This window comes from Brevundimonas sp., from assembly GCF_965279155.1.
Classification (GTDB): Bacteria; Pseudomonadota; Alphaproteobacteria; order Caulobacterales; family Caulobacteraceae; genus Brevundimonas.
This window is the reverse complement of the sequence record NZ_OZ257138.1, coordinates 2,987,028-3,003,008: the sequence shown is the minus strand read 5'-3', so window position 1 is coordinate 3,003,008 and position 15,981 is coordinate 2,987,028. Positions and strand designations below refer to the sequence as shown.

The 15,981-nt window shown below is 65.9% G+C and carries 18 protein-coding genes; 6 read left to right on the top strand and 12 right to left on the bottom strand.

What is annotated here, in order from left to right; translation table 11 throughout:
• The first annotated feature begins 31 nt into the window (after window positions 1–31).
• The 6 genes from ACQY72_RS14480 to ACQY72_RS14455 are packed head-to-tail and all read left to right on the top strand — an operon-like array spanning window position 32 to window position 3,965.
• Entirely contained in the window at window positions 32–1,036 is a 1,005-nt protein-coding gene (locus ACQY72_RS14480; RefSeq protein ID WP_428154421.1) for a zinc-binding alcohol dehydrogenase family protein, read from the top strand.
• 22 nt (window positions 1,037–1,058) lie between these two features.
• Window positions 1,059–1,586 (top strand): N-acetyltransferase family protein, encoded by a 528-nt coding sequence (locus ACQY72_RS14475; RefSeq protein ID WP_428154420.1) that lies wholly within the window; start codon window positions 1,059–1,061, stop codon window positions 1,584–1,586.
• 14 nt (window positions 1,587–1,600) lie between these two features.
• On the top strand, window positions 1,601–1,891 hold the full coding sequence (locus tag ACQY72_RS14470) for a nucleotidyltransferase family protein (protein WP_428154419.1): 291 nt from the start codon (window positions 1,601–1,603) through the stop codon (window positions 1,889–1,891).
• A gap of 28 nt (window positions 1,892–1,919) precedes the next feature.
• Window positions 1,920–2,234, top strand: a complete 315-nt coding sequence (locus tag ACQY72_RS14465) for a HepT-like ribonuclease domain-containing protein (protein WP_428154418.1) — start codon at window positions 1,920–1,922, stop codon at window positions 2,232–2,234.
• A complete protein-coding gene (locus ACQY72_RS14460; RefSeq protein WP_428154417.1) occupies window positions 2,234–3,412 on the top strand; it encodes a vWA domain-containing protein in 1,179 nt (392 codons plus the stop codon). The genes ACQY72_RS14465 and ACQY72_RS14460 overlap by 1 nt, the downstream gene beginning before the upstream one ends.
• Window positions 3,413–3,467: 55 nt before the next feature.
• Window positions 3,468–3,965: a hypothetical protein gene (locus ACQY72_RS14455; RefSeq protein WP_428154416.1), complete on the top strand. Its 498-nt coding sequence runs from the start codon at window positions 3,468–3,470 to the stop codon at window positions 3,963–3,965.
• 69 nt (window positions 3,966–4,034) lie between these two features.
• Here ACQY72_RS14455 and ACQY72_RS14450 read toward each other — a convergent pair whose 3' ends face one another.
• The 12 genes from ACQY72_RS14450 to fliF form a co-directional block, all read right to left on the bottom strand.
• The gene (locus tag ACQY72_RS14450) at window positions 4,035–4,214 is read right to left on the bottom strand and encodes a CsbD family protein (protein WP_428154415.1); all 180 of its coding nucleotides are present in this window, start codon (window positions 4,212–4,214) and stop codon (window positions 4,035–4,037) included.
• A gap of 84 nt (window positions 4,215–4,298) precedes the next feature.
• Window positions 4,299–4,742, bottom strand: coding sequence for an NUDIX domain-containing protein (locus ACQY72_RS14445; RefSeq protein ID WP_428154414.1), 444 nt, complete (start codon window positions 4,740–4,742; stop codon window positions 4,299–4,301).
• A gap of 14 nt (window positions 4,743–4,756) precedes the next feature.
• Window positions 4,757–5,761 (bottom strand): histidine kinase dimerization/phosphoacceptor domain -containing protein, encoded by a 1,005-nt coding sequence (locus ACQY72_RS14440; RefSeq protein ID WP_428156721.1) that lies wholly within the window; start codon window positions 5,759–5,761, stop codon window positions 4,757–4,759.
• Window positions 5,762–5,796: 35 nt separating this feature from the next.
• Window positions 5,797–6,219 (bottom strand): response regulator, encoded by a 423-nt coding sequence (locus ACQY72_RS14435; protein ID WP_372693163.1) that lies wholly within the window; start codon window positions 6,217–6,219, stop codon window positions 5,797–5,799.
• On the bottom strand, window positions 6,216–7,661 hold the full coding sequence (locus tag ACQY72_RS14430; protein WP_428154413.1) for a sensor histidine kinase: 1,446 nt from the start codon (window positions 7,659–7,661) through the stop codon (window positions 6,216–6,218). Before ACQY72_RS14430 ends, ACQY72_RS14435 begins: the two co-directional genes overlap by 4 nt.
• Before the next feature lie 154 nt (window positions 7,662–7,815).
• Window positions 7,816–9,918 (bottom strand): flagellar biosynthesis protein FlhA, encoded by a 2,103-nt coding sequence (gene flhA, locus ACQY72_RS14425; RefSeq protein WP_428156720.1) that lies wholly within the window; start codon window positions 9,916–9,918, stop codon window positions 7,816–7,818.
• 7 nt (window positions 9,919–9,925) lie between these two features.
• Window positions 9,926–10,702, bottom strand: coding sequence for a class A beta-lactamase (gene bla / locus ACQY72_RS14420; protein WP_428154412.1), 777 nt, complete (start codon window positions 10,700–10,702; stop codon window positions 9,926–9,928).
• A 133-nt stretch (window positions 10,703–10,835) separates the two neighbouring features.
• Window positions 10,836–12,248 carry a sigma-54 interaction domain-containing protein gene (locus ACQY72_RS14415; RefSeq protein ID WP_428154410.1) on the bottom strand — a complete coding sequence of 471 codons (1,413 nt, stop codon included), beginning with the start codon at window positions 12,246–12,248 and terminating at the stop codon, window positions 10,836–10,838.
• A 36-nt stretch (window positions 12,249–12,284) separates the two neighbouring features.
• Window positions 12,285–12,617 carry a flagellar motor switch protein FliN gene (gene fliN, locus ACQY72_RS14410; RefSeq protein ID WP_135195017.1) on the bottom strand — a complete coding sequence of 111 codons (333 nt, stop codon included), beginning with the start codon at window positions 12,615–12,617 and terminating at the stop codon, window positions 12,285–12,287.
• Window positions 12,617–13,279, bottom strand: a complete 663-nt coding sequence (locus tag ACQY72_RS14405; protein ID WP_428154409.1) for a flagellar assembly protein FlbE — start codon at window positions 13,277–13,279, stop codon at window positions 12,617–12,619. Before ACQY72_RS14405 ends, fliN begins: the two co-directional genes overlap by 1 nt.
• Window position 13,280: 1 nt before the next feature.
• Window positions 13,281–14,315: a flagellar motor switch protein FliG gene (fliG, locus tag ACQY72_RS14400; protein WP_135195015.1), complete on the bottom strand. Its 1,035-nt coding sequence runs from the start codon at window positions 14,313–14,315 to the stop codon at window positions 13,281–13,283.
• A complete protein-coding gene (gene fliF, locus ACQY72_RS14395) occupies window positions 14,315–15,952 on the bottom strand; it encodes a flagellar basal-body MS-ring/collar protein FliF (protein ID WP_428154408.1) in 1,638 nt (545 codons plus the stop codon). Before fliF ends, fliG begins: the two co-directional genes overlap by 1 nt.
• Window positions 15,953–15,981 lie beyond the last annotated feature (29 nt).

Here is a 15,981-nt window from a genome sequence, read left to right as displayed (position 1 = left end):
AAGGCGACGAAACAAGCCCGAGGAGATCGTCATGAAGGCCATCGGCACGACCGGCCCCCGCCCCGCGACCGACCCCGCCGCCCTGGTCGCCTTCAACGCGCCCGAACCGATCCTGCGCCCGCGCGACCTGCTGGTTCAGGTCAAGGCCGTCAGCCTGAACCCCGTGGACACGAAGGTGCGCGCCAGCCGCCAACCCGAGGAAGGCCAGACCAGCATCCTGGGCTATGACGCGGCCGGGGTGGTGATCGGCGTCGGCGACGACGCCAGCCTGTTCAAGGTCGGGGACGAGGTATTCTACGCCGGCCAGATCGACCGGCCCGGCTCCAACGCGGAACGCCAGGCCGTGGACGAGCGGATCGTCGGACCCAAGCCTAGGTCCCTGACATTCGCAGAGGGCGCCGCCCTGCCCCTGACGGTCATCACGGCCTGGGAGCTGTTGTTCGACCGGTTGAAGGCCGGCAAGGACGAGGATGAGACCCTGCTGATCGTCGGCGGCGCGGGCGGGGTCGGCTCGGCCCTGATCCAGATCGCCCGCGCCGTCACCAACCTGCGTGTCGTCGCCACCGCCTCGCGCCCCGACACCCGCCAATGGTGCCTGGACCTGGGCGCCCACGCGGTGATCGATCACTCCGGCCCGATCGATGAAGCCCTGACGGCGGCCGGGGAACGCGCCCCGAAATATATCGCATCCCTGACCCACACCCAGGCCCATTTCGAAGCCTTGGCCCGCGCGGTGGCGGTGCAGGGCGTGATCGGCGCCATCGACGACTTCAAGGGGCTGCCGGTCGAACTGCTGAAGCAGAAGGCGGCGGGCTTCGTCTGGGAGTTCATGTTCACTCGACCCGTGCAGCAGACCCCCGACATGATCGAACAGCACAGGTTGCTGACCGAGGTCTCGCGTCTGGTGGACGCCGGCGCCGTCCGCACCACCCTGACCGAAAACCTCGGCGCGCTGTCGGTCGAAAATCTGCTCGAAGGTCACCGCCGGCTGGAAAGCGGCGCGACCATCGGCAAGATCGCGCTGGACGGCTTTTGACGTCTGCCTCTATGGGCGGATCATGACCGAGATCATGATCCGCCAGGCCCGCCTCGACGACGCCGCCGCACTGGGCGCCCTGGGTCGCCAGACCTTCATTGACACCTTCGTCGAGGGGTTCGGCATTCCCTATCCCGAGGCCGATCTGAAGGCCTTCCTCGACGCCAGTTTCGATCCCGAGCCGACGCGGAAAAAACTGGCCGAACCGGGCTGCGCCTGGTGGGTGGCCGAGCGGGACGGCGAACTGCTGGCCTTCGCCAACGCCGGTCCCAACGGCCTGCCCCATCCCGAGGCCCAACCGGAGCATATGGAGTTGCGCCGCTTGTATGTGTCCAAGGCCGCGCAGGGTCTGGGCCTGGGCACGAAGCTTCTGACCCTGTCGTTGGACTGGATGGAGGCCCACACGAAAGGTCCGCTGTGGATCGGCGTCTGGAGCGGCAATGACAAGGCCCAGCGCCTGTACGCCGCCTATGGGTTCGAAAAGGCCGGGGAATACGACTACCCCATCGGCGCCTGGCGCGACCACGAGTTCATCTTGAGACGCGGATAGACTATGTTGTCGATATGACCCGCGCCGAACTGCTGGAAAAACTGCGCGACCTGAAGCCCTGGCTCGAAGAACAGGGCATCGTCAACCTGCGCCTGTTCGGCAGCTACGCTCGGGACGAGGCGGGACCGGACAGCGATGTCGATCTGCTGGTGGACGAAGTCGGGCCCACCGCCCCGTGGGGTGGGCTGCCGGTGGAAGATGCTTTGAGCCACAGGCTCGGCGTCAAGGTCGAACTGATCCTGGATCGTTCTCTGACCAACCCGTACATTCGCCACACGGCCGAAAGGGACGCCCTTGTGGTCTGACCCCCGAGACGCCGCTCATGTGCATGAAATGATGGCGCGCATTGCTGAGATCGAAAGCCTGGTCGCCGATCAGGACCGTGACACCTTTTTGTCGGACATAGCCTTACCACACGCCCTGGCCCTGCATTTCCTGGTTCTGGGCGAGACGGCCAATAGGCTGTCTGATCAATTCCGGGCAGCGCTGCCGCAGATCGAGTGGCGCAAGATCGTCAATCTCCGGCACCTGATCGCTCACGAATACCGTCGGATCGATCACGCTGAGCTTTGGCGTCTATCGCTGACGCATATTCCTGAGCTGAAGTCGGCTTTGCCGTCGCTGCCGCCCCCCTCCGAAATCTTCTGATGCTCCTGCCCCTCTTCACCGCCCTGCGCGACGCCAAGGTTCCGGTGTCGATGAAGGAATGGCTCCATCTGATGGAGGCCATGGATCGCGATCTGGCGGGGCGTGAGGTCGAGACCTTCTATCACCTGTCGCGTGCGGTACTGGTCAAGGACGAGAAACACTATGACCGGTTCGACCAGGTGTTCGGGACCGTGTTCAAGGGCGTGGAGTCGGTTGGCGCGGGCGAGGACCTGACCACCGACATTCCCGAGGACTGGCTGCGGCTGCTGAACGAGAAATATCTGACCGACGAGGAAAAGGCCCAGATCGAGGCGCTGGGCGGGTTCGACAAGCTGATGGAGACGCTGAAACAGCGGCTGGAGGAGCAGCACGAACGCCATTCCGGCGGCTCGAAATGGATCGGCACGGGCGGGACCAGCCCGTTCGGCCACGGCGGCTACAACCCCGAGGGGGTGCGCATCGGCGGACCGGGCAAGCACGGCCGGGCGGTCAAGGTGTGGGAGAAGCGCGAGTTTCGAAACCTGGACGACACGGTCGAACTGGGCACGCGCAACATCAAGGTGGCGCTGCGTCGCCTGCGCCGGTTCGCGCGCGAGGGGGCGGCGGAAGAACTGGACATCGACGGCACCATCGACGGTACGGCGCGCCAGGGCTGGCTGGACATTCGGATGCGGCCCGAGCGTCGCAACACGATCAAGGTGCTGCTGTTCCTCGACATCGGCGGCTCGATGGACGGGCACATCAAGCTGGTCGAGGAGCTGTTCTCCGCCGCCAAGACCGAGTTCAAGAACCTGGAGTTCTTCTACTTCCACAACTGCCTTTACGAGGGAGTCTGGAAGGACAACCGGCGTCGGCATAGCGAGCGGATCGCGACCTGGGACCTGCTGCACAAATATCCGGGCGACTGGCGCGCCATCTTCGTCGGGGATGCGACCATGTCCCCCTATGAGATCACCATGCCGGGCGGTTCCGTCGAGCACTGGAACGAGGAGGCCGGCGCCGTCTGGATGAAGCGGGTGCGTCAGCAGTGGGACAAGTCGATCTGGCTGAACCCGGTTCAAGAACGCTACTGGAGCTACACCGCCTCGGTCGGCCTGCTGCGCGAGGTGATGGAGGAGCGGATGTTCCCCCTGACGCTGGAAGGTCTCGACAAGGCGATGCGCGCCCTGACAAGGTAGGTTTCGCGTCACGGGCGAGTTTCCTGCCCTACGACCACATCGAGGGGTCTTGTCCATGATCGCCGCCGCCTTCGCCCTGCTTCTGTTTCAGCAACCCGCCCCGACCGTGGTGTGGGAGGCGCCTGCGCCAGACCCCGTGGTCGAGACGCCCGCGCCGGCGGTTCAGCATTCCGTGCCGGCGTGGGGCTTGGCCGATCCTTTCGGGTTCGAGCGCGCGCGGTGCAGTCCGCTGGTGCGCGGCGCCAAGTCGATGGAGACCTGTCAGACCGAGGTGCGTGAACAACTGGCCCTGGCCATGGGTCCTGACCTGCCAGACGCCCTGCGTCCTAGTGGGATGGCGGGCGACTGCCAGATGATCCAGGCCAACGCCGGCGGCTCGGCCTATGCCGTTCAGTGCGGGCCGCAATCGCGGGTTGCCAGCGCCCCTTCAGCCTTGCGGGAAATGGACTGCCGTCCCCGCCCCGTCGAAGGCGGGTTCAGTTCGGAATGCCGCCCCGTCGATGCGAAGGACAGCAAGGGCCTGTCGATCAATCTTTGGGGCGACAAGGACTGATCGAGACGCAGAAACGCCGCCCGCTTTCGCGGACGGCGTTTCCTAATCTTCGCGCAACTCTAGTGAGGCTTAGGCCTTGTCGCGGAGGCTGTCCTTGACGCCGCCGACGGTGTTCTGGACCTTGCCCTCGACCTGGTCGGCCTTACCTTCGGCCTGCAGTTTGGTGTCGCCGGTCACCTTGCCGACGGTTTCCTTGATCTTGCCGCCGATGTTCTTGGCGGCGCCTTCGATACGGTCGTGATCAGCCATCTGTAATCTCCGTTTTCAATAGCCGCGACAGGGCGTTGCGGGTTGAAAAAGAAACGGCATAGCCGCGCCCTCGTTCCGTACGGCTCAGCTTGCGCGACGCAGCCAGACAGCGACCGCCCAGGCGTGGGAATCGTGCCTCAGGCGGGACAGGGCGAAGGTCGGATCCAGCCACACCAAGGTGTGGTCGTCCTCGCATTTCGCATCCGGGTTTTCGGCGGTGACGGTCGCCGTCCAGAAGCCGCCGACATTGTTCACCGGCTCGCGCGTCGAGCGCACGAAATACTGGCTGGCCTCGGCTATGCGGTTCAGCGGCGCGATGGTTAGGCCCGTCTCCTCGACGAACTCGCGCTTAAGGGCCTGGACCTCGGTCTCCTCGACATCGACGCCGCCGCCGGGCAGGTCGAAATAGGGACCGGCCTCGCGCTCCACCCGGACACAGGCGATCAGACCGTCGCGTTCGACGATGCCGAACGCCGTGGCGCGGTGACGATAATCGGAAGCGGGTTTGCGAACGCCGAACTGCAACATGACGGATACCGACCCTAGAGGTCGAACGACAGCCTGGCGCGCACGCCCTTGTGGGCGCCGTCGAACTCGACGACCGAGCGCAGACCCGAGGCCATAGCGGAAATGATCTTGCCACCCAGACCCGTGCCCTTGGGCGTGCCGTCGCCCATGCCGGGGCCGTCGTCCTCGACCATCAGGGCGACCTTGTTGTCACCCTCGCGGCGCAGATGGATGCGGATTTCGCCGCCCTGCCCCGGCGAGTAGGCGTATTTGACGGCGTTGGTGACCAGTTCGGTGACGATGACGCCGATGGACACCGCCTGGTCGGTCGTGACCGACAGGGGTTCCGCGTCCAAGGTCAACTTGGGCGATCCCTCGCCCGGCCCGATGGACTTGGACAGTTCGTCCATCAGTCCCACCAGATATTCGTCCATTGCGACAGTGCTCATATCGCCCGAGGTGTAGAGGCGCCGGTGAACGTGAGCCACGGCCTCGATGCGCGCCTGAGACTCGCGCAGCGCATCCCTGGCGCCTTGATCGGTCACGTGTCGCATCTGCAGAGACATGAAGCTGGACACCAGCTGCAACGAGTTGCCGACGCGGTGATTGACCTCACGCAGCATCGCCTCGGCCCGGTCGCGCGCCAGGCGGATTTCTTCCTGGGCCAGGTCGTTCTCGCGCTGGAGCCGGCGACGCAGCAGGGCGTCTTCCAGCGCCGAGCGCAGCAGGGAGGTGAAGTCCTCGGACACGTCCTTGATGACATAGTCGGCCGCGCCGGCACGCAGGGCCGCGACCGCGATCCGCCCCTCTTGCGCGCCCGTCACATAGACGACCGGCGGCGGCGCATTCAGCGCCATGATGTCGGGCAGGACGTCCAGGCCGTCGCGTGTCGGCATGTAGTGGTCCAGGGCGCAGACATCGTATTCGTGCTGCTGCAACAGCGCCAGCCCCGCGTCCCCGTCGGGGGCGCAGGTGACGGCATAACCGTGACGCACCAGTTCCTTCTCGACCAGCCGGGACAGGCCCCGGTCGTCGTCGATATAGAGCAGGCGGATAGGCTGCGGCGTCTCGATCGTCAGATCTCCGGCGCCTGGATGACCGACAGGAACAGGCCCAGTTGGCGGATGGCGCCGGCGAAGGATTCATAATCCACCGGCTTGGTGATGTAGACGTTGCAGCCCAGGTCGTAGCAGCGCTGGATCTCGACCTTGTCGTCCGTGGTGGTCAGTACGACGACCGGCGCGCGCTTCAGACGGTCGTTGCCCTTCACCTTCTCCAGAATGTCGGTGCCCGACATATCGGGCAGGTTGAGGTCCAGCAGGATCAGCAGCGGCCCGTTGTTCAGGATTTCGTCGCTGAACAGATAGTCGAGCGCCGCACCGCCCTCGTCAAAATGCTTGATTTCGTTGTTGATGTTGGCCCGGCGGATGTTCTTTTCGATCAGCTTGGCGTGGCCGTGGTCGTCTTCGACCATGATGATTTTGACGGGTTGCGTCACAGCGCGCCTCCGGGTTCAGCTAGGATCAGTCGTTTGGGGAATTTCAGCAGGAAAGTCGAGCCTTTGCCCAACTCGGACTCCACGTCGATGGTCCCGCCGATCCGGCGCACGCTGTTCCTGACGAAGGCCAGCCCCAGCCCCTCGCCCGACCGGTCCTGCTTGCCGGACCGGCGGAACAGTTCGAAGATTCGCTCGTGGTCGCGCGGCGCGATGCCCCGGCCGTTGTCGGCGACGCGATAGACGACCCAGCCGCCGGGCACGTCCTCGCCCGACACCACGATCTCGCCCGGTCGGTCCGCGTCCAGATATTTGACGGCGTTGTCGATCAGATTGCCGACGATCTGCTCCATCGAAATACGGTCGCTTTCGATTTCCGGCAGAGGCTGCACCTCGATGCTTGCGCCCGAGGCCTCGGTCTGGTGGTGAACGCTGTCGGCGATGTTCTGGGCCATGGCCGTCATGTCCAGCGTCTCGGGCAGCAGATTGCGGCGGCCCTCGCGCGACAGCTTCAGGATGGCGTTGATCAGCCGGTCCATCTTCTCGGTCGAGGCGCGGATGAAGCCGATGGCCTCGGGCATGTCCTCGCGGACGGCCATGATCACGTCGGCGTCGACGGCGCGCGTCTTTTCGGCGTCGGCGATGGCCTTGTCGACGACCCTGCCCGCCTGCTCCAGCTCGGAGGTATAGCCCATGACGTTGACCAGGGGCGCGCGCAGGTCGTGGCTGACGATATAGGCGAAGCGCTGGATTTCCTCGTTGGCGCGCATCAGGTCGCCGGTGCGTTCGCGCACCTTGTCTTCCAGACCGGCGTTGGCCGCATCCAGCGTGGCGCGGGCGGCCTGAAGTTCAGACACGTATCGCCGAACCATCCAGGCCGACAGCAGCGCCAGGACGATCACCAGCAGGCCGGCGATGGCGTTCATCGTCACCGTCAGGACGCCAAAACGGTCGGAGGCCTTCCTGCGTTCGGCGATGCGGGCGGACTTGAGGGCGTCGAAGGCGTCCACGGCGGCCCGCAGTTCGTCCATATAGCGCTTGCCTTCGCCCGACCGAACGGCCTGGATCGACTGACCGATCCGCCCCTGCTGGGCCAGGGTCACGGTCCGTTCCATCTCGGCCCACTTCAGGTCCGCCAGGCGATGGATGAGATCGACCGGCCCCTTCAGCGTCGGATCCTGCGCCGCGCCTTCGTCGAGGAAGGCGACCGCCGGCTTCATCTCTTCCTGCGCCTGCCGATAGGGCTGAAGGAAATCGCTGCGGCCGGTCAGCAGGAAGCCTCGCTGAGCGGTCTCGGCGTTCAGCATGGAAATCAATGTCGTGCGCGACGCCCGCCGCATCAGCTGGGCATGTTCGATGGTGCGGTTCACGGAAGCCGTACGCTGGATCATCACGAAGGTGGTCGCATTGACGACGATCAGCAGGCCGAAGACCAGGATCAGCATGGCCGACATCGACCGCGCGAGCGACGACGTGCGGGTGAAGTCGCGCAATCGCGACCATTGGGACCGAGGACTTGGGATCATGACGGTGGAGCTTTAGCGGCGTGCTGCGCCGCGTCAAACGTCAAACTGATTCCGCCGCGTTTACAGGCCTTTGTCAGACCTGGCCCAGTGTACGCAACCGCGCCTTGGGGTGGATCTCGTTCTGGCTCATCACCACGGTCTGGCCCCGGAAACGCTCGATGATCGAGCGGACATAGGGGCGCGTCATGGGCCCGGTCAGCAGCACCGGATTCTCGCCCGTCATGGCGATCCGTTCGAAGGTATCGCGCACCGAGCGGATGAAGTCCTGAAGCCGCGACGGCGCCATGGCCAGCTGCTTGTCCTCGCCCTGCCCGATCAGGCTTTCGGCGAAGGCGGCCTCCCACTCCGGCGAAAGGGTGACGATGGGCAGCGCGCCCTCGCCGTCCTTGTTCTGCCAGCACAGCTGGCGGCCCAGGCGTGCGCGGACATGTTCGACCAGGGTGGTGACGCTGGAGCTGTGGGGCGCCGCCTCGGCCAGGCCTTCCAGAATCGCCGGCAGGTCGCGGATCGACACCTTTTCGCGCAGCAGCGATTGCAGCACCCGTTGCAGGGTGGTGACCGTGACCACGCTGGGGACCAGTTCCTCGACCAGCTTCTTCTCTTCGGCGCCCAGTTCCTTCAGCAGCTTCTGCACCTCTGCATAGGACAGCAGGTCCGCCATATTGTCCTTCAGGATCTCGGTCAGGTGGGTGGTCAGCACCGTCGAGGGATCGACCAGGGTGTAGCCCCGGAACGTCGCCTCCTCGCGCATCCCCTCTTCGATCCAGGTCGCGGGCAGACCGAAGGCCGGCTCGCGCATGTGTTCCCCCGGCAGTTCGACCTGACGTCCAGACGGGTCCATCGCCATCAGATGTCCCAGTCGCACCTCGCCCGCGCCGCTCTCCATCTCCTTGATGCGGATGGCGTAGCCTTGGGTCGGCAGGCGCATGTTGTCGAGGATGCGCACCTGGGGAATGACGAAGCCGTATTCCTGGGCCAAGGACCGCCGCAGGGCGCGGATCTGATCGGTCAGTCGACGGCCCTCCAGATCGTTGATCAGGCTGAGCAGCGAATAGCCCAGCTCGATCTTCACCTCGTCGATGGTCAGGATGTTGGAGATCGGCTCTTCGACGTCTTCCTTGGGCTTGGCGGCGGCGGCGGTCGCGGCGATCTCCGCCTCGGTCGGTTGCGGCCTCAGCCGGTTGCGGCCCAGCCTCCAGGCCATGAAGCCCGAGCCGATGGCGAGGGCCGCGAACGGCAGTAGAGGCATGCCGGGGATCAGGCCGATCAGGCCGGCCGCACCCGACACCACGCCCAGCGACACGGGGTTGGTGGCCAGTTGGGTGACCATGGCCTTATCCGCCGTGCCCTCGACGCCCGCCTTGGATACCAGGAAGCCGGCGGCGATGGAGATGATGATGGCCGGGACCTGCGTCACCAGGCCGTCGCCGATGGTCAGCTGGACATAGGTGTTGGCGGCCTCCATCGCCGGCATGCCGTGCTGCAGCGTGCCGATCAGGATGCCGCCGATGGCGTTGATGAAGGTGATGATCAGGCCGGCGACGGCGTCGCCGCGCACGAACTTGGAGGCGCCGTCCATGGCGCCGAAGAAGGTCGATTCCTGCTCCAGCTCCTTGCGACGCAGCTTGGCCTGCTCCTCGGTGATCAGGCCGCTGGACAGGTCGGCGTCGATGGCCATCTGCTTGCCCGGCATGGAATCCAGGGTGAAGCGGGCCGACACTTCGGCGATCCGGGTCGAGCCCTTGGTGATGACGACGAAGTTCACGACCAGGATGATGGCGAAGATGATCACCCCGATGATGAAGTTGCCGCCCATCATCAGCTGGCCGAAGGCGTTGATGACCTGACCTGCGGCGTCGTGGCCCTCCTGGCCGTGCGTCAGGATCAGGCGCGTCGAGGCCAGGTTCAGGCCCAGGCGGAACAGGGTCGAGACCAGCAGCACCGTGGGGAAGATGGCGAAGTCCAGCGGCCGCTTCATCATCACGGCGGTCATCAGGATCAGCACGGACGAGACCAGCGAGATCGCCAGCAGGAGGTCCAGAAGCATCTTCGGGACCGGCAGGATCAGCAGCATGATCACGCCGATCACGCCGACCGCCATCAGCACTTCGCCGCGGTTGACCCAGCCCAGGACGTCGCGCCCGGTGGGGCGCGCCATGCCGTCCTTCATCATCATGGGCGTTTCAGTCACGCCCCAGCGCCTTCAGAGCCCGGCGCGTCGCCTCGGCGATCACGGCCGCATTGTCGGCGTCGGACGATGCCCTGTTCGCATGATAATAGACCGCCACGATCACCGGTCGGCCGGTCGGCGGATACAAAAGGCCGATGTCGTTAGTCGGACCATAGCCCCCCGTCCCCGTCTTGTGCGCCACACGCCAACCGGCGGGCGCCCCAGCCCTAAGACGATTCTGGCCTGTCGGCGTATCCGTCATCCAGCGCAGCAGCATAGTCCGCGACGCGGCGTTCAGCGGCGACGTTTCGTCGAGGAACAGACGCCGGATGTTGGCGACCGACTGGCCCGGCCGGATCGTGTCCTTGTCGCCGTCCAGCCGGTTCATCTCGGGTTCGAAACGGTCGGCTCGGGTGCTGTCGTCGCCGATGTCGCGATAGAAGGCCTGCATGGCCGACAGGCCGCCCATCGCTTTGAGCAACAGGTTCGCGGCGGGATTGTCGCTGACCTCCACCGTGCCCTTCATCAGTTGTTCGACCGACAGGCTGCGGCCGACTGCGGGCTCAGTGACTGGCGCGTGATCGATCATGTCGGCGGCGGTGATCGGAATCCGACGATCCAGACGCTCTTGCCCCGCCTGAACCCGAAGCAGGGTCGCGGCGGCCAGATACATCTTGAAGGTCGAGCAATAGACGAACCGTTCGTCGCCGCGCCAAGACAGGCTGCGGCCCGTAGCCGTGTCCTGGGCGACGAAGCCCAGACGGCCGCCGTTGCCCGTTTCTAGGTCCAATAGATCGACGACCTCAACCGGGACGGCTGCTGGCGCGGCAGGTTGGAAGGCCGCTCGCGGAGAACACCCCATAACGCCCAAGGCGCCAAGGCCCGTCAGGACACGTCTGCGCTCCACGGACACACGCATTCGGTCAGGCCGCGTAACCCGAGGCCGAGACGCCGCTCATGGGCGCGGGGATGGCCGTGCCGTCGTCGGAATATTCGTTCAGCTTGTTGCGCAGGGTGCGGATCGAGATACCCAGGATATTGGCCGCATGGGTGCGGTTGCCCAGGCAGTGGGTCAGGGTGTCCAGGATCAGGGTCTTTTCCATCGCCGCCACGGTCTGGCCCACGAAGCTGCGGGTCACGGCGTCGGCGGCCTGTGCGGCGCGGGCGGCGATGCCCCCCTGTCCGCCGTCATAGGCATGGCCCGTCATCGCGCCCGCGCCTTGACCCGACAGCGGCTGACCGTCCGGCAGGCGGATGGCGTCCACGTCGATCTCGGGACCGACCGCCAGCAACACCGCGCGGTGCATGGCGTTCTCAAGCTCGCGAACGTTGCCGGGCCAGCGATGGGCGGCGATGGCCTGGCGCGCCTGGGCCGAGATCGGGCGAACGGGCACGCCGTTGGCGGCGGCGTATTTCTTGATGAAGTGATCGGCCAGAACGACGATGTCGCCCGGACGCTCGCGCAAAGACGGCAGACGCAGGTTCACGACGTTCAGGCGATACAGCAGGTCCTCGCGGAACACGCCCTCCGCCACGGCCTTGGCGAGATCGCGGTTCGAGGTGGCGATGATGCGGATGTTGACCGAGACCGGCTTGGAGCCGCCGACGCGGTCGATGACCCGTTCCTGGATGGCGCGCAGCAGCTTGGCCTGAAGCCGGGCGTCCATCTCCGAGATTTCGTCCAACAACAGCGTGCCGCCGTCGGCCTCCTCGAACTTGCCGATGCGGCGCGCGACGGCGCCGGTGAAGGCGCCCTTCTCGTGCCCGAACAGCTCGGATTCCAGCAGGTTGTCGGGAATGGCGGCGCAGTTGACGCTGATGAAGGGGCGTTCGGCGCGACGCGAATGCTCGTGCAGATACCGGGCCATCACCTCCTTGCCGACGCCGCTTTCGCCGGTGATCAGGATCGAGGCTTCCGAGCGTGCGACCTGGTCGGCCAGTTGAAGCACCGCCTTCATCGACGGGTCGGCCGAGATCATCGGCTTTTCGTCATCGGCGACGGCCGACAGGACGGCGGCGATCAGTTCGGCGTCCGGCGGAAGCGGGATGAACTCCTTTGCGCCGGCCTTGATCGCGGCGGCGGCCTCACGCGCATCGGCGTCGATGCCGAAAGCCACGACCGGGATGGTGATCCGCTCGGCCTCGTTGGCGGCGATCAGGGCGGCGATGTCCAGTTGATAATCGACCATCAGCAGGTCCGCGCCCTGCCCCCGGCGCAGTTGCTCGGTCGCCTGATCGGCGCGCTCGACGTGAGTGACCTTGGCGCCGTGCGCCATGGCCATCTTCACCGCCGAAGCGAGCTGCCCGCTCAGTCTGCCTACCACCAGAAGACGCATCGTTCTTCTCCCTTAATCTCTAAAATCGGTCGCCGATCAGGCGCCCGAATCCTCGGTCTTGATGATTTCCGTCATGGTCACGCCCAGCCGGTCGTCGACGACGACGACCTCGCCGCGCGCGATCAGACGGTTGTTGACGAAGATGTCGATCGCCTCGCCGACCTTGCGGTCCAGCTCCAGCACCGACCCCTTGTTCAGCTTCAGCAGCTGGGCCACCGACATGTGCGACTTGCCCAGCACGGCCGAGATATTGACCGGCACGTCGAAGACGGTGGCCAGGTCGGCGGCGGTCTTGTCGCCGTGATCGTCGATCGGCGGCGGGCCGGAAAGGCTGGAGAATTCCTCCAGCGCCAGGTCGTCGGATGCCATCAGAACATGCTCCTGTCGACGGGAAGGGATTCAGCGTGTCCGGCCTCGGCCGCCAGGGCGGCCGTCAACGCCTCGGCGACGCGGTCGGCGGACCCTTTGGGATCATGGTCGGCGCGACCGTCGGCCCATTCCAGCTGGAAGGCCGTCTGCGCCATGCCCGGCTCGTCACGGAAGGCGACCACGCCGGTGAAGCCGCTGTCGGCGCAGGCCTGCTGGATCAGGGCGCGCGCCTCGTCGTCCAGGCCTGGGGTCCGCACCACCAGGCGAGGCGAGGCGTCGATCTCCTGCGCCAGCATCTCCAGCGCGGCCTTCAGCGGCGCCTGCGGAAAACGCTCCAGCGCGGCGCCGCCGATGGCGCGGGCGGCGGCCAGGGCCAGGTCGGCGGACTGTTCGCGGTGCGCCTGGGCCACGGCCTTCAGCGTCGGCATGGCCGAGGCCACCGACTGGGCGATGTTGCTCAGGGCCATGGCGCGGATGTTTTCGATCTCGCCCAGCGCCTGTTGGCGCGCTTCCAGCCGTCCCTGCGCTACCAGGGCATCGACCTCGGCCGGCAGATACGAGCGTTTGGCCGGCGTCCAGGCTCCGGGGCGCACGACCGTGCCGTCGGCGTCGAACTCGGTGTCGAAGGCGAAGAGGTGACGGATTTCGGGGGAATGGGTCATGTCAGTAGATCAGCTCGTCGTCGGAGCCCTGGCCGGCCAGCATGATGTCGCCCTTGGCGGCCAGGTCCTTGGCGACCTGAACCATGGCCATCTGCGCCGCATCGACGTCCTTCAGACGCACGGGGCCCATCGACTCCATGTCTTCGCGCATAATCTTGGAGGCGCGTTCGGACATGTTGGAGAAGAACATCTCGCGCAGCCCCTCCGAGGCGCCCTTCAGCGCCAGGCCCAGCGAATCCTTGTCCACGCCGCGCAGCAGGGTCTGGACGCCGCCGGGATCCAGCTTGGACAGATCCTCGAACACGAACATCAGGGCGCGGATGCGCTCGGCCGACTCGCGATTGCGCTCTTCCAGTGCGCCGATGAAACGGGCCTCGGTCTGGCGGTCGAAGCTGTTGAAGATGTCGGCCATCATCTCGTGGCTGTCGCGCTTGGACGTGCGCGCCAGGTTCGACATGAATTCGGTGCGCAGCGTCGCCTCGATCTTGTCCAGGATCTCGCGCTGCACCGGTTCCATGCGCAGCATCCGCTGCACACATTCCAGAGCGAAGTCCTCGGGCAGGCTGGTCAGCACGCGGGCGGCGTGATCCGAGCGCACCTTGGACAGGATGACGGCGACCGTCTGGGGGTATTCGTTCTTCAGATAGTTGGCGAGGACGGCCTCGTTCACATTGCCCAGCTTGTCCCACATGGTGCGACCGGCCGGACCCCGGATCTCCTCCATTAAGCCGTCGACGCGATCCTTGGGCAGGAAGGCGGCCAGCAGCTTCTGGGTCTGTTCATAGCTGCCCATGACCGAGCCGGAGCCCGACAGACCCGAGACGAACTCGATCATAAGGGCCTCGACGGCCTCGGCGCTGACATTGCCCAGCGTCGCCATGGCCTGCGAGATCTCCTTGACCTCGTCGTCGTCCAGACGCTCCCACAGGGCGGTGTGCTCTTCGCCAAGCGCCAGCAGGATGACGGCGGCCTTCTCCGGCCCCGTCAGCTTGTTGGGGTCGTCGATCGCAGCCTTCTTGTTGACCAGCTTCGCCATCAGCCTTCGGCCACCCAGGTGCGCAGGATGCCGGCGGCGTCATCGGGATGGGCCTGGACGAAGTCGGCGACCTTCTTGACCGAGGACGCCTTCACCTGACCCTCGATGCGGGCGATGTCGATCTTGTGATCCATTTCGGACGGGGCAGGCAGCTGAACCAGTTGCGGCTGTCCGTCGGCGCCGATCACCGTTGTCGCCACCGTCGTCACCGGCATGCCGTTGGCGCCGATGACGGCCGGCAGGTTCGTCCCGCCCGAGGCCGTCTTCAGCAGCGGACGCAGCACGAAGAAGATCAGCAGCAGGGCGACGACCGTCAGTATGCCCAGCTCGATGAAGCGCATGATGTCGTTCTTGGAGAAGTCCAGCATTGACGACTTGCCTTCCAGACCGCCGGCGATGCCGGTGTCGTGGTTGAAGCGGACGTTGATGACCTCGATCTTGTCGCCGCGCGTCTCGTCGATGCCGGCGGCGGCGGCGACCAGCGACTTGATCTGGGCGATCTCCTCGGCCGTGCGCGGCGCATAGGTCGGTTCGCCCTTGCCATCGGCCGCGGGCGTCCATTTGCCGTCCACGGCGACGGCGACGGCCAGCTTCTTGACCTCGCCCGGCTCCTTGGTCGTGGTCGTGGTGGTCTTGGAGATTTCGTAGTTGGTGGTCTCGGCGTTTTCCGAGTTGGTCGAACCGGCGGGCGTGGCGCCGGGCGCCGCGCCGCCGGGGATGTTGTTCGTCGCGGTGACGCCGCCGTCGGGCTGGGCGGTATTGTCAGCGGATTGCGAGCCGTTGGTGGTGGTCGAACGGACCACCTGGCCATCGGGATCGAACTTCTCTTCCTGGGTGGTGGCGCGGCTCTGATCGATGTCGGCCGTCACCTGAACCCGAGCCGAGCCGATGCCCACGACGCCTTCGACGATGTCCTTGATGCGCGCTTGCAGCTGGCTTTCGGTATTGCCCTTGGCCTCGGCGGCGGAGGCAGACGAGAATGTGCCGTCGTCGCTGCCTGCGGCCAGGGTGCGGTTGTTCTGGTCCGCCACGGTGACACGGTCCGGTTTCAGGTTCGGCACCGACGAGGCCACCAGGTTGCGGATGGCCCGCACCTGATCGGCGCTCAGGTCGCGCCCGCCCAGCCCCACCAGAACGGCGGCGGTCGGATCGCCTGCGGCGGAGGTGAACATCTCGCGGCGCGGCATGGTGATGTGGACGCGGGCGGCGGTGATGCCCCGCATCGACATGATGGTGCGCGACAGTTCGCCCTGCAGCGCACGCTGCTCGTTCAACTGCTGCTGGAACTCGGTCTGGCCCAGGACGGACTGATTGTCGAACAGCTCATAGCCGACCGACCCCGAGGTCACGAGGCCCTTCTCGGCCACCAGCATCCGCGCCGTGCCCACGTCGTCGCGGTTGACCATGACGGTCGAGCCGTCGCCCTTGGACGTATATTTGATGCCGGCCTGATCCAGGGCGGTGGTGATCTCGCTGGCTTCGCGCAGATCGAGGTTGGAATAGAGCAGCGCGTCGGGCGCCTGGCCCATGCGCAGCATGACGGCGACCAGCACGGCGGCCACGCCCGCGGCGACGCCGAGGACTGCGGCCAGACGGCCGATCCCGAACTTCTGCAACGCCGCTGTGAAGCCGCCCACGCGTCCCCGCCCCATACACGCGGGAGACA